Origin of the sequence: Streptomyces spiralis (assembly GCF_014654675.1) — a bacterium.
In the GTDB taxonomy this organism is placed as follows: domain Bacteria; phylum Actinomycetota; class Actinomycetes; order Streptomycetales; family Streptomycetaceae; genus Streptomyces; species Streptomyces spiralis.
In genome coordinates this window covers 238,861-261,904 of the sequence record NZ_BNBC01000003.1, presented here as the reverse complement: position 1 = coordinate 261,904, position 23,044 = coordinate 238,861, and the positions used below count along the sequence as shown (strand labels likewise).

Sequence of the window (23,044 nt, the reverse complement as noted above, 5' to 3'; positions counted from 1 at the left end):
GAGCACCGCGATGAGCGAGGACATGTCGTCGATCGGACGGTGGAGCACACTCGATCGGCTCCACCGGCAGATCGAGACCCGTGTCGAGCGACGGCTCGATCGGCATCTGGGCCTCCAGCCCCGTGAGTTCTACGCCCTGTTCGCCCTCCGGGCGGAGGCGCCGGCTCCCGCGCATCGGCTGCACCTGAGCGAACTCGCCGACAGGATCGGACTGAGTCGGTCCGCGACGAGTCGGCTCGTGGGCCGCCTGCGGGACCGCGGACTCGTCGCGACCAGAACCCCATGGCACGACCGCCGAAGCGTCGAGGTCCGGCTCACTCCGATCGCACACGATGTGCTGCGTCTGGGGACACTCCTCCTCGACCGGGCTGTTCACGACGCAGTGGAGGACGCCGGCACGGGGGACATCGACCGAGGCCTCCTCGATTACCTTCGGGGAGTGCAGGGGGCGAAGCCCCCGCCGGGGCCTCCGCTGCCGGACTCCGGAAACACTGTCGCGGTGCCGCAGTCCTGTACAACCGAAAGCATGGAACGACGAGGGTAGGACCGCCATGGCAATTGCAATCGAGAGCGTTCTGCATCCGGGCCTGATCGTCCCGATCGGGCACGTCGAGCCCGTACCGCGTCGGATCCGCGGGCTGGTCGGCGGCCGCGTCGTCTTCGACACGCGCCGCGCCCTGTATGTGTGGGAATGGCAGGCCTACCCTCAGTTCAGCATTCCGGTCGAGGACCTGGTCGACGGCCTGCTCCGCGATGACGACCACACGGAGCAACTGGGTGCCGGCCCCGCACGCCGGCACACCCTGCAGGTCGGCTCCGAGGTCCGCGCGGGTGCGGCATGGGTGTGGGACGAGGGCGCCCCGGAGCCCCTGCACGACACCGTGCGCTTCGAGTGGGACGCGCTGGACTCCTGGTTCGAGGAGGATGAGCCGGTCTTCGTCCACCCGAGGAGCCCGTACTCCCGCGTGGACGCCCTGCGGTCCTCCAGCGCCATCCGTGTGGAGCTGGACGGGGTCCTGCTGGCGGAGGCACCCCAGTGCGTGAAGCTGTTCGAGACCGGTCTGCCGACCCGTTACTACCTTGACGGCACGCACATCGACTGGACCCGGCTGCGGCACTCCGACACGGTGACCCGGTGCCCGTACAAGGGGACGACGAGCAGCTACTGGTCGTTCGACAGCGACACCGCCTCCCATGAGGACATCGCCTGGACGTACGACTTCCCGACCGTCGAGGCCAACCGCATCGCGGGGCTGACCGCGTTCTACAACGAGCACGTCGATCTGTACGTCGACGGCACCTTGCTGCCGAGGCCCACCGACCCCACCGGTGGAGCTGCCGAATAGCACGGCGCCGGGCCGAAGGCGGACCCGGGCATCGCATGAACAGGCGATGCCCGGGCCGGCCGGGCGAGGCGTCGCCGGGAGGGCGCCTGGTCCGGAGGGCCGAGGCCATCGTTCGAACACGTCAAAACCATGGCGTGAAAAGCCCGAGGGACGAGCGCAGCGACAAGTCGCGCGATGTGGCCGTTGACCCCATCAGGGAAGGCCGACAAGAATTTCGAGCAACACGGAGAGGCGTCGCGGGCGGTCCGGCACGCGGTTCTCGGCGCGGACCTCACGACCGCGGCTGCGGCGGTGCTGCAGGCGTGGGAGGGCGCGGTGGCCGCCGGGCGCCATACGGATGCGGCGCCCTGGCTGGAGCAACTGCCCAGGGAGCTGGTCGCGGCGGATCCCAGGCTCTGTGCCGTCGGCGCCATGACCGCGCTCGCCGGGGGAGACGTGGAGGCGGCCTGCCGGTGGCTCGATCTGGCCGATGTGCGCCGCCCCGGGACCGTCGCGTTCGGCGAGGCGTCCGGTGCGACGGACACGACGGTCATCGTGCGGTCGGCGGTGTCCTGCTCGCGAGGGGAGATTCTGACGGCCGCTCGGCTCACCGAGTCCGCCGTACCCCAGTTGCGTTTGCGGGGAGCGGACGACGGTGTCCCGCGAATCACCAGTTCATGCGATGCGGCCGGGGAGCCGTCTTTCGGAGACTGGCGACGTCGGGCCATGTGCGTCGGTCCCGTACGACACCGAGCCCGTGCTGTCCCGTTTCCGACTTCCCCAAGAGGTGTCCATGTCTCTCGTACTCGACTCCGCGGCCCAACGTCTCCTGTTCCGCGACGCACGCACGGCGAACGCGTTCACGGACGAGCCGGTGACGGACGAACAGGTGCGTGCTATCCACGACCTGGTGAAGTACGGCCCGACCTCCATGAACCAGCAGCCGCTGCGCGTCGTCCTCGTCCGGTCGGACGAGGCCCGTGAGCGCCTGCTCGGGCACATGGCGGAGGGCAACCGGGCCAAGACCGCGTCGGCTCCGCTGGTGGCGATCCTCGCGGCGGACTACGAGTTCCACCGGGAACTGCCGAGCCAGTTCCCGCACTTCCCGCAGGCCAAGGACGTCTTCTTCGCCGAAAGGTCCGTGCGGGAGCAGTCCGCGTGGCTCAACGCCGCGCTCCAGGTGGGGTACTTCATCGTGGGAGTGCGCGCCGCAGGCCTCGCGGCCGGACCCATGACGGGCTTCGATGCCGAGGGGATCAACAAGGAGTTCTTCCCCGACGCTGAACACGGGGTCCTCGCCGTGGTGAACATCGGCAGGCCCGGCGAGAACGCGTGGTTGCCGCGCCTGCCCCGACTCGACTACGACGAGGTCTTCACCACCGTCTGATCCGGAGCCGGTGCTCGCACGCACCGTGCCGACGCAGGACACCACATGCGGCCGCCGCCTCCCACCAGGAGGCGGCGGCCGCATGTCGTATCAGGACGCGTGCTGCGCGTCCTGGGACCGCTCGGGGGACTCGCCGAGGTGACGTTCGGCGTACCAGAACTGTGCGGCGACGCCCACCAGGTAGACCGCCGTGCTCACCGCACCGACCGCCGTCCACAGCAGGCATCCGGAGAGGAAGGAGGCGAGCAGCCGGCACAGCAGCATCCCGGCGCCCGCCGACGGCAGGTGCAAGGCTGCCCAGAGCGGAGTCGGGCCGGCGGCCCGCGGGCCGATCGGCCGGCGCAGGCCGCCCGCGGCGAACGCACCCACGGCCACGAAGGACAGCGTCGCCCCGATCAGAAGCACTACGGCGTCCACCGCCCGTGGCGAGCCGCGAGCCGCGGATGTCACCGCGGTGGCGGTCCACAGGGTCAGCGTGTAGCCGTAGGGAGTCGCGCTGCCGGAGACGACCGCCTGGAGCTGCCGGCGGTACCCGGGTCCCAGCATGTCGAGGCACCTCTCTTTCGCCGCGCCGGACGCGGAGCGCTGGGGAGCGCCTCGCGGACGGGTGGGCGGACGCTGTCGTCCGCCCACCCGCCGCGAGGCCCACCGTGATGTGCGGCTTCCGCCCCACCCGTCAGCTTGTGCGCACGGGCACGGCGGCCGAGGGCGCACGTCGCATGCTGCGGAACCCGCCCGCGAAGTACAGGAGCGGACGCGCCTGCTCCCGGTGCTCGAAGTGCCGTGCGTCGCCGACGAAGATGGTGTGGTCGCCACCGGGGAGCGCCGCGGCGACGTCGCAGACGACGTAGGCGATGGCGTCTCGGAGAACCGGTACTCCGTGTTCCACGTGGAAGTCCACTCCGGCGAACTTGTCGGGTTTGGAGACGGCGAAGTTCATGGCCAGCTCCTCGCTGCCCTCGCCGAGGATGTTCACGGCGAACCGTCCGGAGTTGGTGATCGCCTCACACGTGTACAGGTGGTTGCCGATGCAGACGATGAGCTGGAGCGGGTCCATCGACAGGGAGGCGACAGCACTCGCCGTCATGCCGATCGGGTCGCTCTCGTTGCGGGTCGTGATCACGCTCACGCCGGTGGCGAGCCGGCCCATGGTGGCTCGGAACGCGGCGGTCAGGTCGAGGGATGCAGGCATGGTTGCCTCCGTGGAAGGGCGCTCGGCCGGCTGCCGAGGGGCGGGGAAGAGCGTGTGGATGTCCGTCGTCCGACGGACCGTCGGCCTCGAGCGTGTCCGGGGCCGAGACCTGGCTGCCCGGGACGCGGATGCGGTGTCCGGCCCCGGGCCGCGGCGATCAACGACGGGACAGCGGATCCAGCACGAAGGTGTGCTGCATGGCGGTGTAGGCCTCGTCGGTCGACTGCTGGTGGGGGCCGGTCCCCGCCGCGTGGGTGGCGAAGTCGGCGATGAGCGACTGCTTGACGCCGAAGACGGGGTCCTGGTCGAGGTAGAGGTCGTCCGAGGGGAACAGCATGGTCGTCACCCGTTGGTATCCGGCCGCCTCGATGACCAGGTGGATGTGGGCCGGGCGCATCAGCGGGCGTCCTGTCGCCTTCATCAGTTCACCCACGGTGCCGTCGCCGGGAATCGGATAGCTGGCGGGCCGGACGGAACGGAAGGCGAAGCGTCCCTGGGCGTCCGTCCGGAACAGGCCGCGCATGGCGGGCTGGGTGAGCCCGGGGACGTCGACGTCGTAGTGGCCCGAGCCGTCGCTGTGCCAGACGTCCACGGCCGCGCCGGCGACCGGTTCGCCGTCCTCGTCCAGCACCTGGCCGTCGAAGAAGAGGGGAGCCCCTGGAATTCCCCCGGAGATGTCGTCCCCCGTGTCCCGCGACGGCCGGTCCTCCCGGAAGAACGGACCCTGCACGCTGTTCTCCGTGGCCTTGCCCTCCCGTCGGTGGTTGATCGCGTCGACGAGCATGGTGACGCCCAGGACGTCGGACAGCAGGATGAACTCCTGGCGCTGCGGTGAGCACAGCTGACCGGTCCGGGTCAGGAAGTCCACGCCCTTCGCCCACTCCTCCTCCGTCAGGCCGACCTCGCGGACGAAGTCGTGCGCATGACGGACGAGTGAGTCGAGGATCTGCGCCACCCGCGGATCCTCGGTTCCGGCCATGGCGGAGATCACTTCCTCGGTGATGTCCGCGCTGTCCAGGTCTCGCATGTATGTCTCCCTTGCTCTTGGTCGCCACCGCGGACGGCGGGCCGCGGCGGACGCGCATTTCTTCGGGGTCATTCAGTCGGTGCGGCCCCGCGCCAGGCGCGGGTGAGGATCCCGGTGGCGGCGCGCCGGTCCACCGGGCGGGGGTTCCAGTAGGCGTTCTCCAGCACTCGGTCGGCCGCCGCCTCGATGCCCGACTCGGGCATGCCGAGTTCGCGCAGCGAGCGGGGGGACCCCGAGCCGCCCGGTGAACTCGTACAGACCGGTCGCCGGGTCGGCGGCGGACAGTGCGGTGCCGATCCGTGCCATCGCCCGTGGCGCGGACGGCGCGTTGAACGCCACCACATGCGGCAGCACGACCGCGTGGGTCTCGGCGTGCGGCAGTGCGAACATGCCCCCGAGGACGTGACAGATCTTGTGGTGCAGCGCCATGCCGACCGTGCCCAGACAGGCGCCGGCCAGCCAGGCTCCGTACAGTGCCCCGGAGCGGGCCTCGATGTCGTCCGGTCGCTCCACGACACCGGGGAGATGGGTCGTCAGCGCGGTGAGCGCTTCACCGGCCATCAGGAACGCGAGCGGATCACCGTCCTGGGAGTAGAGCGCCTCCACCGCATGGGCGAGCGCGTTGAGCCCACTGGCCGCCGCCATGGCCGGCGGGAGGGTGACGGTGAGATCCACGTCGTAGACCACCGTCCTCAGCCGCACCTCGGGCAGGCGACGCGTCGTCTTCCGTTCGCCGTCGGTCTCGCCCAGGATCGGAGACATCTCCGACCCCGCATACGTGGTCGGCAGCGCGATGTGTGGAAGTCCGGTGCGCAGCGACACCGCCTTGCCGAGCCCGATCGCCGACCCGCCTCCCACACTGACCAGGCAGTCGGACTGCTGAGCCGCCACGAAACGCAAGGCTCTTCGGGTGACGTGCAAGGGCGTGTGCATGGCCGCTTCGGCGAAAGCACCGGCGGCCATGCCGCCGAGCGTCCCCTGCACCGCGGCCGCCTGGGCGGCCTGACCGGGTGTGGACAGCACCACCGCCCGCCCACATCCCAGGGCGGCGACCTCCTGGCCGATGCGGAGCCGTGTGCCGCTGCCGAAGACCACCTTGGTGATCTGCCCCTGGTGCACGAACCCGTCCATCGCGCTGCTCCTCAGCTCGCTGCGCCACATCGCCTGTCACCACCCGGACAAGCCGCGGCGGTGACGGATCCAGCCGCCGACGCATCGCGTCGTGGCCGTCCGGCCGACCGGCGCACCCACCCTCGGCCGGCACCGCCAGTCTCGGCGTGACGGCGAGGGGCGCGCATCGCATGATCTGGTGAATGACGCCGAGCACCGGGCCTCCGTGCGGCCCATCCGCTCGTCGAGAAGCGCGAGTTGTCGGCGGAGCTCGGCCACGCGGTTCCTGAGCTCGCCGGCTTCTGCCCCCGTGCGGGGATCAAAAGCAGAGTGGCCCCCGCCTGCCGGCGGGGGCCACTCTCAGGGATTGCTCACTTCTGCTGTGCGAGCCAGTCGGCGAACGTGATCTCGCCGATCTGCGCGTCCGGCCCCGGCAGGAGCGTGGCCTCCTGCAGCTCGGCACCCCAGTACCGCGCCTGCGGGTCCGTGACGACCTCGCGGGGGTCGTCGAGGGCGGCGAGTCCCGTGCGGATGAAGTTGGCGAGCTGGAACGCCTCTGGGCCCGCGACCTCGACGACGCCGTCGACCGGGGCGCCGACCGTGGTGCGGCCGACGGCCGCTGCCACGTCGTCGGAGGCGATGGGCTGGATCCTCGCGGCGGGCACGCGCACGGTGTCGCCGTCGGTCATCCCGTCGGCGAGTCCCTTCGCGAACTCGCAGAACTGGGTGGCGTGGACGATGGAGTAGGGGATTCCCGACGCCTTGATCAGCTCTTCCTGGGCCTGCTTGGCGCGGAAGTACCCGCTCTCCCGGAGGCGCTCGGTGCCGACCACGGACAGCGCCACGTGGTGTGTGACGCCGACCCCGGACTCCGCCTTCAGGACGTTGGCCGTGGAGGTGCGGAAGAAGTCCATGACGGCCTGGTCCTCGAACGAGGGGGAGTTGGACACGTCGACCACGACCGACGCGCCCTCCAGGACGTCGGCCAAGCCCTCGCCCGTCAGCGTGTTCACGCCGGTGCTGGGCGCGGCCGCCACCGCCTCGTGCCCGTGCTCGCGGAGCCTGGCGACCACCTTGGAGCCGATGAGCCCGGTGCCACCGATCACTACGACCTTCATGGCGGAATTCCTCTCGGAGTTTCTTGATGTCTGTACGAGGAGAGACAGGGCGGCAGTTCCGTTTGTGACATGCGGTTCGCGAAGTCGAGAAGAGATTCCGCCGCCGCCCCCATCGGTCTATTCGGCGAGTTTTCCCTCGGTCGAGACCTCCTGCATCAGAGAGGAGATCTCGTCCGGGATCGCCGGGATGCTCTCGCGGGTGATGCCCGTTGTCGGGGACCACACGAGATTGACCTGCAGCGTGGGATCCAGGTCCGGGTAGTCGCTGCGGTTGTGACAACCGCGGCTCTCGCGGCGCTCCAGAGCCGCTTCGAGGGTGGCCCGGGCCGCCAGGGCGGCGGACTTGAGGTCGAAGGCGTGCGCCAGGTCCTGATAGCCGGCGATGTCCGGGTGCACACCGACGTCCTCCATCCGCTTCTCGACCTCCGCGAGTTCCGCCAGCCCGGTGCGCAGACCCTCCTCGTCGCGTACGACTCCCGCGTGCTCGGTCATGGTGTTGCGGACGGCACGCTGCAGGGCGCGGACGTTCTCCCGTCCGTCGGCCGCGAGCAGCTCGTCGATCTCCGCGCGGGCCTGTGCCACCGCTGAGGCGGAGCGCGGCTGCGCGGTCAGGGACTGCGAATAGGCGGCGGCCGCCTGCCCGGTGATCCGGCCGAAGACCAGCAACTCGATGAGACTGTTGCCGCCCAGGCGATTGGCGCCGTGCATTCCGCTGGAGGCCTCACCGATGGCGTACAGGCCACGCACGTCGGTGCTGTGGTCCTCGGGACGCACCCACACCCCGCCCATCGAGTAGTGCGCGGTGGGCGCGATCTCGACGGGTTCGCGGGTGATGTCGAGCATCTGGAGGTCGAGAAGCGTCTGGTAGACACGGGGCAGTCGCGTCATGATCGTCTGCCGTGGCAGGTGGGAGACGTCGAGCCAGACGCCTCCCTTGGGCGTCCCCCGCCCCTCCTTGATCTCCGTGTAGGACGCCAGTGCCACGCGGTCGCGGGTGGACAGCTCCATACGGTCGGGGTCGTAGCGGGTCATGAACCGTTCCCCGAGTGCGTTGCGCAGGATCCCGCCCTCACCGCGGGCGGCCTCGCTGACCAGGGTGCCCGCCGCGCTCTCCGGCTCGAGGATCCCCGACGGATGGAACTGGACCAGCTCCGGGTCGCGCAGTCGGGCTCCGGCCTCCACCGCCAGGCGGAAGGAATCACCCGTGTTCTCGTCGCGCCGCGAGGACGTGCGCCGCCAGATGCGGGTGTGGCCACCCGCGGCGAGTATGACGGCGTCGGCATGGATCAGGTACCGCGTTCCGTGCGTGAGATCGAAGCCGTAGGCGCCGAAAACGGTGCCGTCGTGCACCAGGATCCGGGTGATGTAGACGCCGTCCAGTACCGGGATGCCGAGCTGCTCCGTGCGCCTGACGAGGGTGCGCTGGATCTCCAGTCCGGTGTAGTCGCCGGCGAAGGCGGTCCGCCGGAACTTGTGCGCGCCGAAGAAGCGCTGGGAGATCCGGCCGTCCTCCTCCCTGGCGAAGGACATGCCGTAGCGTTCCAGGTCGTCGATGCCTCGGGCGGCGCCCTCGGTGACGATCTGGACGGTCCGGGGGTCGGCCAGCAGGTAACTCTCCTTGAGAGTGTCTGCCGCGTGCTGCTGCCAGGTGTCCTCGGGATCCATGGTGGCCAGCGCCGCATTGATCCCACCGGCAGCGAGTGCCGTGTGGGCGTCGTCCTTGGGGCGCTTGCCGACCGCGAGGACGTCGACTCCGGCCTCTGCCAGTTCGATCGCTGCTCGCAGCCCAGCACCTCCGGTGCCGATCACCAGCACCATGGTGGAAAGACGTTGTTCGACGAGAGCCACGGTCTACTCCGATGGTCGGGGGTGTCAGTCACTACGACCGGGTCGTCCGGGGATCTGTGACACCTTCCGACGGAGCAGCAGCCAAATCACTCGTTCATGCGATGCGCTTGCGTACCGCCCCGATCCACTGTGGTCGGGTGGCCGAAACGATGCACCGTATGTCCCCCAGGCCGAGTGACCTCGAGGAGGCCGCCTCTGTCTTCGTGCAGCACCGGGCACGTCTCTTCGGAATCGCGTATCGCGTGCTCGGCAGTGTGGCCGAGGCCGAGGATGTGGTTCAGGAGGTGTGGCTGCGCTGGCAGCAGACCGACCGCTGCGCGGTGGTCAGCCCGATGGCCTTCCTTTCGAGCGCCACGACCCGCTTGGCCATCAACGTCGCGCAGTCGGCGCGTGTGCGCCGGGAGACCTACATCGGTCCGTGGCTGCCCGAGCCCGTCGACACCAGCTCGGACCCGGAGGTGGGCGCCCAGCGAGGAGAGTCCGTGGAGCTGGCCCTGCTGCTGGTGCTGGAGCGGCTGAACCCGACCGAGCGCGCCGCGTACGTACTGCGCGAGGCGTTCGACTACGCATATCCCGAGATCGCCGAGATCCTTCAGCTCAGTCTCGTCAACGTGCGAAAGATCGTCAGCCGCGCTCGCAGGCGTCTGTCGGAAGAGCGGCGGGAGAGCGTGGACAGGGCGGAGCACCGACGTCTCCTGGACGCCTTCGTCTCGGCCGCTCGGACGGGGGACATGGGATCCCTGGAAGCCCTGCTCACCCCCGATGCCGTCAGCCTGTCCGACGGCAACGGCATCCAGGGGGCCGCGCGGGTACCCGTGCTGGGCCGCGTACGCGTGGCGAACCTGGCGACCGCCACTCGGCGGTTCTGGAGCGGCGCGGACCTCAGGCCCGTCGATGCCAACGGCCGCTCAGGAGTGATGATCTACCGAGACGGCGAGCCCACCACGTTCCTGACGACAGCCGCATCGCCGGAAGGCATCCACACGGTCATGTGGGTGTGGAACCCGAGCAAGATCGCGGCCTTCCTGGATTCACGCTCCCGCATCGCAACGACGCCCTCCGGCGTCCGCGCGGGCATGCCAGGGCCGCCGGCGGCTTCCTGCGAGGAGGCGGAGTGCGAGGTAGCGTGTGCAGACGAGGCGCAATGGCTCATGGTCCCGGTGAGTCCACCCCCTGTGCTCCAGCTCTCCAGGGCGGACAGCGATGGCTTCCCGTGCTGAAACCGAGGGCGTGACCCCGTCGTTCGAGGCCGCGCTAATGATGCTGAACGCGCTCGGTCTGATCACCGCCTGGTCGGACGAGGCCGAAGAGCTTCTGGGCTATACGGGCTCCGAGGTGCTGAAGCAGCCGGTCGACTCACTCCTGGTCTCCGGTGACCTCGTCGACGCGCCCGGCGAGGGCGGGCTTCCGGCGCGGCGTGCGGCCCGCGACCAGTACGTCGTGGCCCGGCACCGCGACGGACGCCGTCTGGGGCTGATCGTGCGGGTGTCCGTCCTGACCGACGACGACGGAGCCGAGTCACGACTGCTCCAGGTCCTTCCGGCCGAGCAGACGCCCTGGTACGGCGTGGAACGGTCGGCCGTCAGACGGCTGCTCGAGGACGCACCGGTCGGCGTGGCCGTGCTGGATCCGGACCTGCGCTGCGTGTGGCTCAACGACGCCCAGGCCCGTGTCGGCGGAGTGCCCCGGGAGCGGCGTCTGGGTCTGGGGCTGGACGCCGTGTTCCCTCCCTCCCAGGCCGCCGAGCTGGGGGCGCGGATCCGCCGGGTGCTGGAAACCGGTGTGCCACTGATCGACCACGAGTACCAGGGCGCAACGATGGCCGATCCCGCCGGTCGCGCCTACTCGGCTTCCTTCGCCCGGCTCCAGGGGCCGCGGAACCGCGTCCTCGGTGTGGCGTGCCTCGTTCTGGACGTGACCGCGCGGTGGCGGGCCCGGCAGCGCAGGCAGCTCATGAGTGAGCTCGGCGACCGCATCGAGGACGGCCTCGACATCACGCGGACGGCGCAGAGCATCGCGCACGCCGCGGTTCCGCTGCTCGGGGACTATGCCGCTGTCGACCTGCTGGACACGGCCCTTCCCGGCGGGTCACTTCCGGACGGACGCGCCCGTCGCCGGGTCCCGCTGCGCCGGGCCGGGCAGGAGTCCCTGCGACCACTCTCGACGTCGGGGCCGGCCGTGGGTGACGAGGTGCGGACGCAGCCGGCGTCGGTGACGGCGCGTGCCGTCTCCGAGGGCCGGGGACTGCTCGCCCGGATCGAATGTTCGGATGGTGAAGCCGCTTCGGCCGAGCAGGACGCGGACGGGCACGTCGCCGCGCTGGTCCGGGACTTCGGGGCGCACTCGCTCATCGCCGTCCCCATCACCTCTCCGGACGGCGTGCTCGGAGTGATGTCCGTGGCACGGGCGCTGCGGTCCGGGCCCTTCACGGAGGACGACCTTCTGTTCGTCCAGCAGTTCACCACTCGGGCCGCGGCCGCCCTCGCCCGCGCTCATCGATACAGCAGGGAGCACGCCACGGCGCTGGCTCTGCAGCAGAGCCTGCTGCCGCACAGTCTGCCCCCGCACAGCCCGGCACGAGGGTCTCTGCTCGACGTGGCCTGGCGCTACCTGCCCACCGACACGCACGGAGGGGTCGGCGGCGACTGGTTCGACGTCATCCCACTGTCAGGTGCCCGTGTCGCGCTGGTGGTCGGCGACGTGGTCGGGCACGGGGTGCATGCGGCCGCCACCATGGGTCAGCTGAGGACCGCCGTGCAGACCCTGGCTGCCATGGACCTGACGCCGGAGGAGTTGCTGGCGAACCTGGACGACCTGGTCGTCCGGCTCGCCGAGGAGGACACGTCCGACGGGGAGGGGCTTCGCTTCGGGCCGGTGGGCACGACCTGCCTGTACATCGTGTACGACCCCGTTCTCGGGGAGTGCACGGCGGCCGGGGCGGGCCACCCGCCGCCGGCCCTGCTGGCACCGGACGGCACGGTCACCTTCCTGGATCTGCCACCGGCGCCGCCACTCGGTGTGGCGACGCTCTCGATCGAGTCGGTGCGGTGGAAGCTGCGCGAGGAGAGCCTGCTGGTCCTCTTCACCGACGGGCTGATCACGTGCGGCGGACGGGATCTCGGCACGGGGATGACGCGGCTGTCCGAGGCCCTGGCGCATGCCGGATGCGGAGACCGGTCCTCGTTGGACGAGTTGTGCGGCAAGGTGGCCGCCGACGTTCTCGACCAACCGCTCTGGGACGACGCGGCGCTGCTCATGGCCCGCACCCGCATCCTTGCTGCGGACCGGGTGGCTCGCTGGGACCTTCCCACCGATCCGGCGGTCGTGACGCTGAGCCGGGAACTGGCCATGCGTCAACTGGCCGAGTGGGGGCTGGAGGAGCTGGCGTTCACGACCGAACTGATCGTCAGCGAAATGGTCACCAACGCGGTCCGCTACGGCAAGGGCCCGCTCACCTTGCGCCTGATCCACCACGATGCCCTCATCTGCGAGGTCTTCGACAGGAGCAACACCTCGCCCCGGCTGCAGAACGCGCGGACGCTGGACGAGGGCGGCCGAGGTCTGTTCCTCGTCGCCCAGCTGAGCAAGCGGTGGGGCGTTCGCTACACCGAACCGGGCAAGGTCGTCTGGGCCGAGCAGGATCTCCCCTGACGCACCTGCTGCTCAGTGGCTCAGTGGTTCAGTGACTCAGTAGGCGCTGGACCAAGGGGAGCAGTTCCTGCGGGTCCGCCGCCGCCAACTCCTCCAACGCACCGGCGCTGCGTCCCATCAGCACCCCGATGAGCGCGGCCGTCGCCACCTCGGCCCGCAGCTGCGGCCGGTCGAGTCCCTGCTCCGCGAAGGCCTCCTTCAAGGGGGCGACCATCCGGACCTGGAGCTGCTCGCGTGACGCGCTCTCGACCGCCGCATCATGAGGGCGCTGGACCGCGGCCTGGAAGACGGGTCCGGGCCCGCGCCGCCCGACGCGTTCGAAGAGCTCCTGCAGCCGCTCGGTGTGAAGCAGGTCCAACGGCACGTCGTCGCCCGTCTCGGCGTGCAGAACAGCGATGAAGAGCTGCGTCTTGCCCCCGAAGTAACGGGCGATCAGGGCCTGGTCCACGCCCGCGCGTTCGCCGATGTCCCGCACCGTGGTGCGTTCGAACCCGCGCTCGGCGAGCAACTCGCCCGCGGCCTTGACCAACAGCTCCCTGGTACGCGCCGAATCCCTCCGGCGCGCGGGCCTCTCGGCGCTCATCGACGCGACGTCCCTCCTTCTCGTCTGTCCGCCCCTGCGGCCGACTCTGCCACGCCTTCGTCGTCTCCGGCGCGCCAGAGGCCGGGCTCTTCGGATGCGGTCGTTCACCAGGCGTCCGGGTGACAGGTCGCAGGGACGTGAGTCGTATCACGCGGCCGGCAGCGTCTACGGCCCGGCCTAGTAGCCATGGGTGGTCCCGCGCGATGCGGCTGCCAGGCGCCCGGACTCCGGCCGACGGTCCTCCGTGCGGTCCAGTACTAGGCGCCCTCGTGACAACCGCCCGCCGGCAGGGCGCCGGGTTCGCCTACAGTCGTTATGTCAGCGAGTGCTGACTTGGCGGGCCGGAGGGGGGCCCGTCACCTCCCTCGGGAGCCTCACCAGGAGATGTGCTTGTGCAGCAAGACGCCATGACGCCCGACATGAGTCCGGACAGGGGCCGGCCCCGGCACCGGGCGGGTACGCGCACCGACGCGGCGCCGGTCCGGCGTGGCCTGACCGGCTCCACAGCGGTGCTGGCCCCGGTCGTCACCGTGCTCACCATCGGACTGGTCTTCGTGGCTGTGTTTCTCGCCGCCTTCCACACGCCCAAGGCCCACCGACTGCCGGTCGCGGTGGCCGCTCCGGACCGGGCGGCGGCACTCTTCGACGTGAGGCTGCAGCGGGTGGCGCCCGACGCGTTCCAGGTCGAGCGGTACCGGGACGAGGACGCCGCCAGGTCGGCGGTCGAGCACCGCGCCGCGTACGCGGCCTACCTGGACACCTCCGGCCCGCCCCGCATTCTGTACGCGGGTGCCAACGGCCTGGCCGTCAAGGCGATGATCACGCCGCTCGGTCACGCCGCCACGCCTGAGGGCAACAGGCTGCGGGTGCAGGACATCCTTCCGCTGTCGAAGGGGGACAGCCGCGGCCTGTCGGTCTTCTACGCCTCCTTCGGGCTCGTCCTGGCGGGCTTCCTGTTCGGTCAGATGACGTACCAACTGGCGCCGCGGCTGTCCTTCGCGCAACGCGTGCTCAGTCTCACGATCTTCGCGGTCGTGGGAGGACTGGCCACCGCGCTCATCGCGAGTACCGTCTTCGACGCGATTCCGGGGTCCTTCATCGCCCTGGCCGGCGTCATCGCGCTCATGGCGGGGGCCGTCGCGGCCGGAACCGTCCTGCTCATCCGGATCTTCGGGCCGCTCGGCGTCCCGCTGGGCTCGATCTTCATGCTGGTGATGGGCAACGCCACGAGCGGCGGTGTGCTGCCCCCGTCGTTCCTTCCCGGCTGGCTGCAGCCGCTGGCCTCGGTGATGCCCGCCGGTGTCGGGGTGCGGGCCATCAACGGGCTCGCCTACTTCCACAACGACGGAGTCGGGGACGGCGTGACCATCCTCTCCGTCTGGGTGGTGTTCTGCATCGGGGCCATCTTCAGCCTCGACCAGATCGCCGCGTCGACGGCCATCGTCCATGTCGCCCACCGCGGAAAACCTTCCGGAGCGGGCGCCTGAGGGCCGGCCGGCATACTCCGGATCAGCCCGCGCCGGGCTCCTCATAGGGGATGCGCCTCAAGTGCAGGCGATGCTGAAGAAGGGGTGCGGGGCGAGGTACCGGCTCACGTGTTCGCCCGCCCCCGCCCGGCCGCGAGAAGCGCGTCCGCGGCCTCGATGGCCTCCTGTATGTTCCGGGTGCCCATCGTGACGCACAGCGTGTACCGCACGTCCTCGAGCTCGCGTTCCGTGGCCGGCCTCCCGCCTTCGGCGAGCGCGATCCGCAGGGACGCGTACCGGGTCAACAGCCCTCTGACGACCTTCGGATCCGGAACCAGCAGCACAGTCAGGCGCACTCTCTCGATCTCCGCGCCGACTGCCCCGTCACGGGCCGAAGTCGCGCCTGCTGAGACGTGGCTGGACACTGTCTCGTACCTCCATGTTGTCTTCCCGCACCGGTGAACGAACGTTCGTGCCTGGCCCGTGCTTTGGGGCTCCACACCGCTGCCCGAGGTGAAGACCGGATGCACCCGACTTCTGTGACGGTCGTGCTGTTCGGGACTCGCAGCCGGCGCACGCATGAAGACCCGCATCACACCGGTTCGGGTGTCACACCTTGCCGGGCTGTCCGGTCAGTAGTGCGTAACCGCGACTCTGCTAGGAGGGCCCAGACCCATGGATCCGCGTCTCAACTATTACGGCAACTCCCTCGGGGGCAAGGTGCTGAAGCACCTCGTCTCGGCCAGCAAGGTCCTGGCGGGCTCGACGCTGCCGACCACCGTCCAGCACCTGGTGGAGATCCGTGCCAGCCAGATCAACGGCTGCGGCTTCTGCACCGACATGCACACCAAGGAGGCCACCCACGCCGGGGAGACCTCGGTGCGGCTCAATCTCATCGCCGCCTGGCGGGAGGCGACGGTCTTCACGGAGGCCGAGCGCGCCGCACTGGAACTGACCGAGCAGGGCACCCGCGTCGCCGACGCGGCCGGCGGAGTCACCGATGAGGCCTGGGCGAACGCCGCGAAGCACTTCGACGAGGACCAGCTGACCGCCCTGGCTTCCCTCATCGCGATCATCAACGCCTACAACCGCATCAACATCATCACCCAGCAGCCGGCCGGCGGCTACAAGGTCGGCATGTTCGGCTGAGCCAGGGCGTTCCGTCCGGTGGGACGCGTCCGGTCCGTCTCTCCGCCGCCGCGGCGTTCAGCGGGGAGACGGGCCTCGGGCGCCGGCCGATGGCAGCGAACCAGGACGAGTGCGGGCCGCTCCCGACCGGCGGCGGCACCCCTGATGTGCGCGCCGGGCCGGCCCATGCACAGGCTGGTGACCTCGGAGTACAAGTGCGCCTGGTACGGGCGTGAACTCGTCGTGATCGACCGTTTCTTCCCCAGCTCGAAGCTGTGCGGGGCCTGCGGCACGGTCACGGCGAAGCTGCCGCTGCACGTCCGCCAGTGGACGTGCGAGTGCGGCGCGGTGCACGACCGCGACGTGAACGCGGCACGCAACATCCTGGCCGCCGGGCTGGCGGCGTCTGCCTGTGGAGACGGTGTAAGACCTCAACGGGAGTCCTCCCGGACAGGGCGGTCGTCGGTGAAGCAGGAAACCCAGCGGGCGACCGCTGGAATCCCCCGCCTTTAGGCGGGGGAGGAGGTCAACGGCATGGGCACGCCGTCGTCCGGCGGCAGGCTGGGCGTACGAGCGCTCGACGCCGGGTCGGGCCGGACCCTGCGGCACACGGACTCCGACGGGTAGGTGTGCGGTGCCCCGGTCGCGGACGCGGGAGTGCTGTACGCAACTGCGGCGGGCGGCACGGTGTTCACGCTGGATTCGGCGAACGGACGGGGAGGCCGGCGCACGAAGGTCGACGAGGCGGGCCAAGGCCTCGCGGTCGCCGACGGTGTCGTCCGTGGCCGGAGGGCTTCGGCCTGTGCGCGCCGCTGATCCTGGACGGCACCGTCGTGCTGTTCGACGACGCCGGCCTGGTGCACGCGGTGGCTCCGCCGTGGGCTCTCACTGGGCGGCCTTCGCCAGGTCGACGGTCTCGTAGATCGGGAAGACGTGGTGCAGACCCGTGATGGCGAAGATCCGCCGAATGCCGGGATGGTTGATGGCCAGTCTCAGCTCTCCGCCGTGGGGTGCGATGAGGTTCCGGATGCCGACGAGAGCGCCCAGGCCCGTGGAGTCCATGAACTGCACACCGAGCAGGTCGAGGATCAGACGGTGGTGGCCTGCCCGGATCCGGTCGAAGACGTGCTCACGGATCTGCGGTGCGGTGTACATGTCCGCCTCGCCGCGGATCTCCACGATGGTCCACTCGTTCTCTTCGCGGTGGCTGATCTCGAATTCGTGCCGCATACCGGACCAACAGAAATGCCTTGGGTAGAGGTTGCGGCCTACCACTACCGCACATTCGTTCCGCATATGCACGAACGAATGGCCAAAGGATCACCAGGGTGCGAACGCCTGGCCAACGGTTCACCCTTGGGGTGGAGCGACAGTGGCGCCCCATGAAGGTACGTTTCACCACCTCGGTTCCTACGCCCCCCTCGGTCGGGAGTCGAGGCCCGCGGCTCCGCCCCCTTGTACGCAGCCCGTACAACCCCCAGGGCGGCGGAGCCGCACCCACCGCACGGCCGGAGACCGGTGTGTCGGCCGATGTGGCGAGCAGGGGCAGGCTGTCCGACACAGGGGGGATGCGCGGCCTGCCCCTGCGCCCCCGGGACGTCGTGCGCGCCGATGAAAACTCCCTGTAGCACCTCTGTAACGCGGCTGGTGTTGTGTCGGACGGGAGTGATCCGGTCTGGCTGGAGGTGGGCGTTGATCGTGGACCAACGGGATCGGCTCCCCGGTCCGTTGCGGGAGTTCACGACGTACCTCGACGGTCTGCTGGCGCGGCTCGACCCGGCAGGTGGATGGTGCGGCATCTTCTGGCAGCGCGATCCCGAGGGCATGCGGGCCTGCGTCGAGGGGCGTGAGGTGCCGCCCTGGGACGTGATGGAGGCCTTGCTGCACGACCTCGCCGCGGACCACGGTCCGGCGGTCGTCGCCCTCGAGCGTGACCGGGCCCGCGGCCTGTACGCGGCCGCGGTCACCGCGTACGACACTCGGCCCGGTGGGCGGGAGTCCCTCGGCGACCGGCTGGACGTGATGCTCCGCGAGCAGCGGTACGCGGCCGAACGACAGGCCGGTCTGAGCCGTGACCTCGCCACGGCGACCACACCGGACCGGGCCGACGCCCTCCGTGTCGACCTGGCCTGGGCCCACGACGACTTCGAACGCGCGACCGCGCGCTGCGCGGAGATCCGCTCCCGCATGGCGGACCTCGACCGGGCCACGGCGCCCGCCGGCCGGCGCCCAGGGGTCCCGAGTGCCATGGGCGCCCAGGGTGCGGAGGCGGGCCCGGCCCCGGCGCCCGGCACGGACGGCTACGGCACCGCAGGCACTGTCCCTGGTCCCCGCATCGGGCACAGCCCGCAGGCCGGGGTGCGACCCGGCCGAGAGGGAACAGCGCCCGGCCCGGAACTCGGGCAGCACGCACCCGCGGACGCTCCGGCGCCCGCGAACCCGGTCGCCGAACCACCCCGGAAGCGGCGGCGCGGGAGCGCGCGGTTCGCCGGGATGTCGGAGCCAGAGGACGCGGCCCCGGAAGTCGTCCCCGTCCTTCCCCCGCAGACCGCCGACCGGCGCCCCACACCCCGCGGCGCGCGCTTCGCGGGAGCCGCCGCCGAGACCGACCCGGAGCGGAGGGCGACGCCCGGAGCTCGCGTCGACGACACGGCGCGAGAGCTGATCGCCCGGACGGTCCGGACCCTGCTGCGGCTGCGCGGCGAAGGCCGCGGCGGCGAGGCGCACGCCCTGCTGATCGAGGCCGTCCACTGGCCGGCGCCCCAGCTGCCGCCCCTCGCAGCGGAGTTGGAGAGCGCCGGGCTGGGCGCCGATTGGACCACGTTGCTCTGGGAGGCGGCCTCGCTGCCCGCGGAGCGGCTGGTGGAGGCCGCCGACGCACTGCTGGCGGCGGGCCGCGGGGCCGACAGCGAGCAGATCGTACGGCAGGGGGTCGCGCGGCCCGCAGCCGAGATCGGCGAGGCCGTGCTCGGCCTGGCCGCCGGGGGCCGCGACCGAGAGGTGCGCGTCCTGCTCGACGCGTACGTCCGCGTCCGCACCCCCGAGCAGGCGGCCCGCAGCGCCGAACCCGATCCGGGGCGCCTGGTACCGCTGCTGCTGGACGCGGCCCGCTCCGTCTCGAACGAGCGCCACCGGGACCTGCTCCACGCCCTCAGAGTCGCCGGCCTCGCCACCTGACGGAGGGCGGCACGTCGGCGGTCGTCAAGTCGCCGAAGTTCGCCGCCGGTTCTCAGGACAGCGGCTTCTGGAACCAGGCGACGTCCCAGAAACTCCCGAACTTCCGGCCGACCTGTTCGTAGACGCCCACGGGCCGGAACCCGAAGCGTTCGTGGAGCCGTTGCGACGCTTCGTTGGGCAGGGTGATTCCGGCGAGCGCCATATGAAGGTCTTCGTGCTCCAGCACGTCGAAGAGCGCGGTGTACAGCAGGCTGCCGACGCCACGGCCCACGTGCTCGGGCGCCACGTAGACGCTGGTTTCCACGGAGGTCGCGTACGCCTGCTTCGGGCGGAACGCGCTGCTGGTCGCGTAGCCGAGGAGCTTTCCGCCCTCTTCGGCGACGAGGAGCCGGTGTGGACCAGAGTCGGGATGGGCTTGCAGCCACGGCCGGCGCTGGTCCACGGTGAACGGCTCGATGTCGAAGGTGATCGGTGTCTCGGCGACGTAGTGGTTGTAGATCCGGGTCAGTTCTTCGAGGTCGTCCTCGGTGCCGGGCCGGATCCGTGCCCCTGAGTCAGCCCTGTGCCCGTTCACGTTCGTGCTCACGGGTACGACGGTACGCGGAGTTGGTTACATCGTTGTTTCCCCTGAGCCGTGACCGGCCCGGCCGCGGCCGCCTCGGCCGCCCGTCAGGCGGGATTGTCCCCGTGGGTGAGCGTCTCCCAGGCCACGAACAGGGCGTTGGTGCCGGCCGGCCGGTTCTGCTGGGTCAGGGCCTGGGTGTTGGTCATGGCGATGCCGAGCCGGTTGTGGAGGGCGTTGTAGCCGACCTCGGTGACCGGGCCGAGGCCCCGGTTGACCGAACCGCCGCACAGCCAGCTGGGCACGGAGGCGCCGAGCTCGTACTTGGACTGGAACCCCAGGGCCTGTCGCAGCCGCTCGCCGACGTCGGTGCCGTACAGGTCCTGTCCCTGGATCCTGCTGGTCTCGGCGACGTGCGAGATGGCGGAGATGCCGTACCCGGTGTGGGTGAAGTCGCGGCACGTCTCCTGGGTGAGTCCGGTGACGAAGGTGGACTGGCCCTGCCAGTAGGAGACGATCTTGTCCCTGGTGTTCAGGTTCTGGCTCGGCACGGTCTTGGGCAGGTCCCCGTCGGAGGCCAGGTAGACGTACGCGGCGGTGCGGGTGCGGAACTTGGCCATGGCCGTGTCGTAGGACGCCTTGTCCTCCAGGAAGACGGAGATGCCGACGGCGGCCTCCATCATCGAGAGCTCCCAGTTGCCGTTGGAGTTGGAGCCCTTGATGACCATCGGCAGATAGACGTTGCGCAGCATGGTGGCGAAGCGGCCGGCGTTGGGCCAGCCGCCGGTGTAGGTGTACTTGATGATCTCGGCGGCCTTGGGCCAGGAGGAGCCGGCCCAGCCGGTCTGCAGCGGCGCGTTGCTGTTGGTGTGGCTCTGGATCACGGCCGACCAGGCGTCCATGATCTCGATGGCCTTCTGGGCGTAGCGCGCGTCGCGGGTGATGTACCAGGCGAGCGCGTCCGTGTACGCGGCGATGGCGTCCTGGCGTTCGTCGGTGCAGCCGTAGTTCGGGTTGGAGTACGAGCCGCACTCCACGGTCGCCCAGGGCTTCGGCGTCCGGCTGAGGCTGGCGTAGGAGCTCGCCGCCATCTGGTCGTAGGCGCCCTTCCAGGGCTGGGCCCCTGCCAGCACCTTGTCGCGGGCGAAGTCCAGTTGGGCCCGGGACACGGTCACGCCCGGGTGGACGAACGTGGTGGGTGCGGCCTCGGCGCGCTGGGCCCGTGGCAGGAGCAGGCCGCAGGTGAGGACGGCGACCAGTGTGAGGAGAAGTGCGGCTCGGGGTCTGCGGCAGGAGTGTGGGGGAGCGGCAGGCATACGACGGCCATCCGTTCTTGTATGTGAACGACGTGTGAGGGGTTGAACGCATGTGCTCGCCGGTGACCATAGGTACGAACTAATGGACCGTCAAGAGGTGGCAGAGAAGGATGCCAAAATGCTGGTCAGCGGGCGCCGTTGCAGGGGAGGATGGTCGTCATGACGGACGAAGGCCTCTCCATCGACCCCACCAAGCCGAGCATCGCGCGCGTCTACGACTACCTGCTCGGCGGCAAGGACAACTACGCCGTGGACCGGGAGATCGGTGATGTGTTCAAACGGGACCTCCCCGGCTCGGTGGCCATCGCCTTCGCCAATCGCGCGGCCCTGATCCGGGCGGTCGGGGAGATCGTGACGACCACGGACGTACGGCAGTTCATCGACCTGGGCAGTGGTCTTCCGACGGCCGACAACGTCCACCAGGTCGCGCAACGGCACGCTCCGGAGTCGAGGGTCGTGTACGTCGACATCGACCCCCAGGTACTGGTCCACGGCCGTGCGCTGTTGGAGGAGAACGACCGGACCAGGGTCGTGGCGGCCGACGTGCGCAAGCCCGACGACGTCCGTGGCCATCCGGACACCGTGGAACTGATCGACTTCGATCGCCCCGTCGCCGTCATGTTCAGCGCCATCCTTCACCACGTCAACGACGAGGAAGACCCGGCCGCGATCGTGCGCTACTGGCGCGGACAGGTGCCCTCCGGCAGCTACTTCTTCGTCAGCCACTTCCGTTCCGGCAACAACCCGGAAACGGTGGAGGCCGAGGGAATCCTCCAGCAGACCTTCGGCCGCGGCCGGTGGCGCACCGACGCGGAGATCGAATCCCTGCTGGACGGCCTGGAGATCCTAGACCCCGGAATCGTCCCCGCGTCCCTGTGGCGTCCCGACACCGTGGACAACCGGTGGAACAACGACGGCGAACGAGAACTCACCGTCTGGGAACGCCTCATCGCCGCCGGACTGGCCCGGAAGGCGTAGTCGCTACGACGGGGACCTCGCCCACGCGCACTGCGCCTCGACCATGTGGATTGGCCACACACGTCTGACGTCACGTGCATGGGTCGATCACATGTCGGATCCGGTCGTCGGGCCGTATCGTGCGCGGCACGCGACCGGACGATCGCAGCCGTGCGCGACGAGATGAGGAGTCGCCGAACATGACGCGTCACGCCGAGGCCCCTCGCCACGAGGCCCCGCCGGAGACTGATCCGTACGAAGAACTGACGGTACCCGTCAGCGGCGGCGAACTCGCCGTGCTGCGCTGGCCGGCGGCCGAACCGGGCGCTCCCGTCGTGCTCGCGGTGCACGGCATCACCGCCAACGCACTCTCCTGGGCGAGGGTCGCCCACCACCTCGCGGGCCGGGCCACCGTGATCGCGCCCGATCTTCGGGGCCGGGGCGGCAGCGGGTCGCTGCCCGGACCGTACGGCATCGCCGCCCACGCCGCGGACGTGGCCGCGATCGCCGACGCGTTCGGGCTGCGGGAGGCGGTGCTCGCCGGTCACTCGATGGGCGCCTTCGTCAGCGCGTTCACCGGCGTGCACCATCCCGCGAGGTTCGGCTCGCTCGTCCTCGTCGACGGCGGGCTCGGCTTCCCCGCGCCGACCCACCTCGACCCGGACGCCCTGCTGGACGCCGTCATCGGCCCGGCGATGCGCCGGCTGGCCATGACCTTCCCCGACCGGCAGGCGTATCGCGACTACTGGCGGGCTCATCCAGCCTTCGCCGACTCGTGGTCGCCGTGGGTGGACGCCTACATCCAACGCGACCTCGTCGGCGCGGAGCCGCGACTGCGCTCGTCCTGCGTCCGCGACGCCGTACGCGAAGACGGCACGCAGGTACTGTGCGATCCGGAGGTACTGGCCGCACCGGGCCGACTGGAGCTTCCGGCCCGGCTGCTGTGGGCCGACCGGGGCCTGATGGACGAGCCCCAGGGGCTGTACGACGAGCGGCGGCTGGCCGCCGCGGGCCTCGACCCGGCCCGGCTGGCCACGCACCGGGTCGCCGACGTCAACCACTACACCGTGCTCGTCGGCGACGACGGCGCGCGCACGGTGGCCGGTCATCTGCTCGACGCGGCGGGAGTGAGCGGCGGCGTGTCCGGTACACGTGGCTGATTGGGTAGACGTTGGCCAGTACGCGGGCTTCCGTGTG

General features: G+C 70.3%; 20 protein-coding genes and 2 pseudogenes. 11 read left to right on the top strand and 11 right to left on the bottom strand.

The window, feature by feature from the left end:
* Positions 1-10: 10 nt before the first annotated feature.
* The 3 genes from IE318_RS05480 (at position 11) to IE318_RS05470 (ending at position 2,712) form a co-directional block, all read left to right on the top strand.
* A complete protein-coding gene (locus tag IE318_RS05480) occupies positions 11-544 on the top strand; it encodes a MarR family winged helix-turn-helix transcriptional regulator (RefSeq protein WP_189896963.1) in 534 nt (177 codons plus the stop codon).
* A 13-nt stretch (positions 545-557) separates the two neighbouring features.
* On the top strand, positions 558-1,346 hold the full coding sequence (locus tag IE318_RS05475) for a DUF427 domain-containing protein (protein WP_189897157.1): 789 nt from the start codon (positions 558-560) through the stop codon (positions 1,344-1,346).
* Between the two features lie 772 nt (positions 1,347-2,118).
* Positions 2,119-2,712: a malonic semialdehyde reductase gene (locus IE318_RS05470; RefSeq protein WP_189896961.1), complete on the top strand. Its 594-nt coding sequence runs from the start codon at positions 2,119-2,121 to the stop codon at positions 2,710-2,712.
* Positions 2,713-2,802: 90 nt separating this feature from the next.
* Here the strand turns inward: IE318_RS05470 and IE318_RS05465 are convergent, their stop codons facing one another.
* From IE318_RS05465 to IE318_RS05440, 6 genes are all read right to left on the bottom strand, one after another.
* Complete coding sequence (locus IE318_RS05465) at positions 2,803-3,258, bottom strand: hypothetical protein (RefSeq protein ID WP_189896959.1); 456 nt, start codon at positions 3,256-3,258, stop codon at positions 2,803-2,805.
* A 130-nt stretch (positions 3,259-3,388) separates the two neighbouring features.
* Complete coding sequence (locus tag IE318_RS05460) at positions 3,389-3,904, bottom strand: flavin reductase family protein (protein WP_189896956.1); 516 nt, start codon at positions 3,902-3,904, stop codon at positions 3,389-3,391.
* A gap of 157 nt (positions 3,905-4,061) precedes the next feature.
* On the bottom strand, positions 4,062-4,931 hold the full coding sequence (locus IE318_RS05455; protein ID WP_189896954.1) for a dioxygenase family protein: 870 nt from the start codon (positions 4,929-4,931) through the stop codon (positions 4,062-4,064).
* Between the two features lie 72 nt (positions 4,932-5,003).
* Positions 5,004-6,062, bottom strand: a complete 1,059-nt coding sequence (locus IE318_RS05450) for a maleylacetate reductase (protein WP_229903350.1) — start codon at positions 6,060-6,062, stop codon at positions 5,004-5,006.
* A 350-nt stretch (positions 6,063-6,412) separates the two neighbouring features.
* On the bottom strand, positions 6,413-7,159 hold the full coding sequence (locus tag IE318_RS05445) for an SDR family oxidoreductase (RefSeq protein ID WP_189896952.1): 747 nt from the start codon (positions 7,157-7,159) through the stop codon (positions 6,413-6,415).
* Between the two features lie 117 nt (positions 7,160-7,276).
* Positions 7,277-8,977: an FAD-dependent oxidoreductase gene (locus IE318_RS05440; RefSeq protein ID WP_189897154.1), complete on the bottom strand. Its 1,701-nt coding sequence runs from the start codon at positions 8,975-8,977 to the stop codon at positions 7,277-7,279.
* Positions 8,978-9,156: 179 nt separating this feature from the next.
* Between IE318_RS05440 and IE318_RS05435 the strand changes: the two are divergent.
* Together IE318_RS05435 and IE318_RS05430 are read left to right on the top strand one after the other, a co-directional pair.
* Positions 9,157-10,050 (top strand): annotated as a pseudogene (locus IE318_RS05435) (RNA polymerase sigma-70 factor); the annotation flags it as partial.
* A gap of 160 nt (positions 10,051-10,210) precedes the next feature.
* The gene (locus IE318_RS05430) at positions 10,211-12,658 is read left to right on the top strand and encodes a SpoIIE family protein phosphatase (RefSeq protein ID WP_189896947.1); all 2,448 of its coding nucleotides are present in this window, start codon (positions 10,211-10,213) and stop codon (positions 12,656-12,658) included.
* 28 nt (positions 12,659-12,686) lie between these two features.
* Here IE318_RS05430 and IE318_RS05425 read toward each other — a convergent pair whose 3' ends face one another.
* Positions 12,687-13,241: a TetR/AcrR family transcriptional regulator gene (locus IE318_RS05425; RefSeq protein ID WP_189896944.1), complete on the bottom strand. Its 555-nt coding sequence runs from the start codon at positions 13,239-13,241 to the stop codon at positions 12,687-12,689.
* A gap of 419 nt (positions 13,242-13,660) precedes the next feature.
* Here IE318_RS05425 and IE318_RS05420 point away from each other — a divergent pair, with 419 nt between their 5' ends.
* Positions 13,661-14,728: an ABC transporter permease gene (locus IE318_RS05420; RefSeq protein WP_189896942.1), complete on the top strand. Its 1,068-nt coding sequence runs from the start codon at positions 13,661-13,663 to the stop codon at positions 14,726-14,728.
* Positions 14,729-14,832: 104 nt separating this feature from the next.
* Here the strand turns inward: IE318_RS05420 and IE318_RS05415 are convergent, their stop codons facing one another.
* The gene (locus IE318_RS05415) at positions 14,833-15,048 is read right to left on the bottom strand and encodes a DUF5133 domain-containing protein (RefSeq protein ID WP_189897152.1); all 216 of its coding nucleotides are present in this window, start codon (positions 15,046-15,048) and stop codon (positions 14,833-14,835) included.
* Between the two features lie 334 nt (positions 15,049-15,382).
* Between IE318_RS05415 and IE318_RS05410 the strand changes: the two genes are divergently transcribed.
* Positions 15,383-15,856 (top strand): carboxymuconolactone decarboxylase family protein, encoded by a 474-nt coding sequence (locus IE318_RS05410; RefSeq protein ID WP_030171536.1) that lies wholly within the window; start codon positions 15,383-15,385, stop codon positions 15,854-15,856.
* Positions 15,857-16,042: 186 nt separating this feature from the next.
* Positions 16,043-16,348 (top strand): annotated as a pseudogene (locus IE318_RS05405) (zinc ribbon domain-containing protein); the annotation flags it as partial.
* A 372-nt stretch (positions 16,349-16,720) separates the two neighbouring features.
* On the opposite strand, the gene IE318_RS05400 reads toward IE318_RS05405, so the two are convergent.
* The gene (locus tag IE318_RS05400) at positions 16,721-17,065 is read right to left on the bottom strand and encodes an STAS domain-containing protein (protein ID WP_189896939.1); all 345 of its coding nucleotides are present in this window, start codon (positions 17,063-17,065) and stop codon (positions 16,721-16,723) included.
* 468 nt (positions 17,066-17,533) lie between these two features.
* Between IE318_RS05400 and IE318_RS05395 the strand changes: the two genes are divergently transcribed.
* Complete coding sequence (locus IE318_RS05395; RefSeq protein WP_373311074.1) at positions 17,534-19,012, top strand: hypothetical protein; 1,479 nt, start codon at positions 17,534-17,536, stop codon at positions 19,010-19,012.
* Positions 19,013-19,064: 52 nt separating this feature from the next.
* Here IE318_RS05395 and IE318_RS05390 read toward each other — a convergent pair whose 3' ends face one another.
* Together IE318_RS05390 and IE318_RS05385 are read right to left on the bottom strand one after the other, a co-directional pair.
* Entirely contained in the window at positions 19,065-19,598 is a 534-nt protein-coding gene (locus IE318_RS05390) for a GNAT family N-acetyltransferase (RefSeq protein ID WP_229903349.1), read from the bottom strand.
* 83 nt (positions 19,599-19,681) lie between these two features.
* Complete coding sequence (locus IE318_RS05385; protein ID WP_189896934.1) at positions 19,682-20,890, bottom strand: alginate lyase family protein; 1,209 nt, start codon at positions 20,888-20,890, stop codon at positions 19,682-19,684.
* A 159-nt stretch (positions 20,891-21,049) separates the two neighbouring features.
* Between IE318_RS05385 and IE318_RS05380 the strand changes: the two genes are divergently transcribed.
* Positions 21,050-21,868, top strand: a complete 819-nt coding sequence (locus IE318_RS05380) for an SAM-dependent methyltransferase (protein WP_189896932.1) — start codon at positions 21,050-21,052, stop codon at positions 21,866-21,868.
* Positions 21,869-22,047: 179 nt separating this feature from the next.
* The gene (locus tag IE318_RS05375) at positions 22,048-23,007 is read left to right on the top strand and encodes an alpha/beta hydrolase (RefSeq protein WP_189896929.1); all 960 of its coding nucleotides are present in this window, start codon (positions 22,048-22,050) and stop codon (positions 23,005-23,007) included.
* Positions 23,008-23,044 lie beyond the last annotated feature (37 nt).

Excerpts from the sequence above, each read along its gene's own strand:
- IE318_RS05480 (WP_189896963.1), top strand. The coding sequence starts at position 11 with ATGAGCGAGGACATGTCGTCGATCGGACGGTGGAGCACACTCGATCGG.
- IE318_RS05470 (WP_189896961.1), top strand. The coding sequence starts at position 2,119 with ATGTCTCTCGTACTCGACTCCGCGGCCCAACGTCTCCTGTTCCGCGAC.
- IE318_RS05465 (WP_189896959.1), bottom strand. The coding sequence starts at position 3,258 with ATGCTGGGACCCGGGTACCGCCGGCAGCTCCAGGCGGTCGTCTCCGGC.
- IE318_RS05460 (WP_189896956.1), bottom strand. The coding sequence starts at position 3,904 with ATGCCTGCATCCCTCGACCTGACCGCCGCGTTCCGAGCCACCATGGGC.
- IE318_RS05455 (WP_189896954.1), bottom strand. The coding sequence starts at position 4,931 with ATGCGAGACCTGGACAGCGCGGACATCACCGAGGAAGTGATCTCCGCC.
- IE318_RS05450 (WP_229903350.1), bottom strand. The coding sequence starts at position 6,062 with ATGGACGGGTTCGTGCACCAGGGGCAGATCACCAAGGTGGTCTTCGGC.
- IE318_RS05445 (WP_189896952.1), bottom strand. The coding sequence starts at position 7,159 with ATGAAGGTCGTAGTGATCGGTGGCACCGGGCTCATCGGCTCCAAGGTG.
- IE318_RS05440 (WP_189897154.1), bottom strand. The coding sequence starts at position 8,977 with ATGGTGCTGGTGATCGGCACCGGAGGTGCTGGGCTGCGAGCAGCGATC.
- IE318_RS05430 (WP_189896947.1), top strand. The coding sequence starts at position 10,211 with ATGGCTTCCCGTGCTGAAACCGAGGGCGTGACCCCGTCGTTCGAGGCC.
- IE318_RS05425 (WP_189896944.1), bottom strand. The coding sequence starts at position 13,241 with ATGAGCGCCGAGAGGCCCGCGCGCCGGAGGGATTCGGCGCGTACCAGG.
- IE318_RS05420 (WP_189896942.1), top strand. The coding sequence starts at position 13,661 with ATGAGTCCGGACAGGGGCCGGCCCCGGCACCGGGCGGGTACGCGCACC.
- IE318_RS05410 (WP_030171536.1), top strand. The coding sequence starts at position 15,383 with ATGGATCCGCGTCTCAACTATTACGGCAACTCCCTCGGGGGCAAGGTG.
- IE318_RS05400 (WP_189896939.1), bottom strand. The coding sequence starts at position 17,065 with ATGCGGCACGAATTCGAGATCAGCCACCGCGAAGAGAACGAGTGGACC.
- IE318_RS05385 (WP_189896934.1), bottom strand. The coding sequence starts at position 20,890 with ATGCCTGCCGCTCCCCCACACTCCTGCCGCAGACCCCGAGCCGCACTT.
- IE318_RS05380 (WP_189896932.1), top strand. The coding sequence starts at position 21,050 with ATGACGGACGAAGGCCTCTCCATCGACCCCACCAAGCCGAGCATCGCG.
- IE318_RS05375 (WP_189896929.1), top strand. The coding sequence starts at position 22,048 with ATGACGCGTCACGCCGAGGCCCCTCGCCACGAGGCCCCGCCGGAGACT.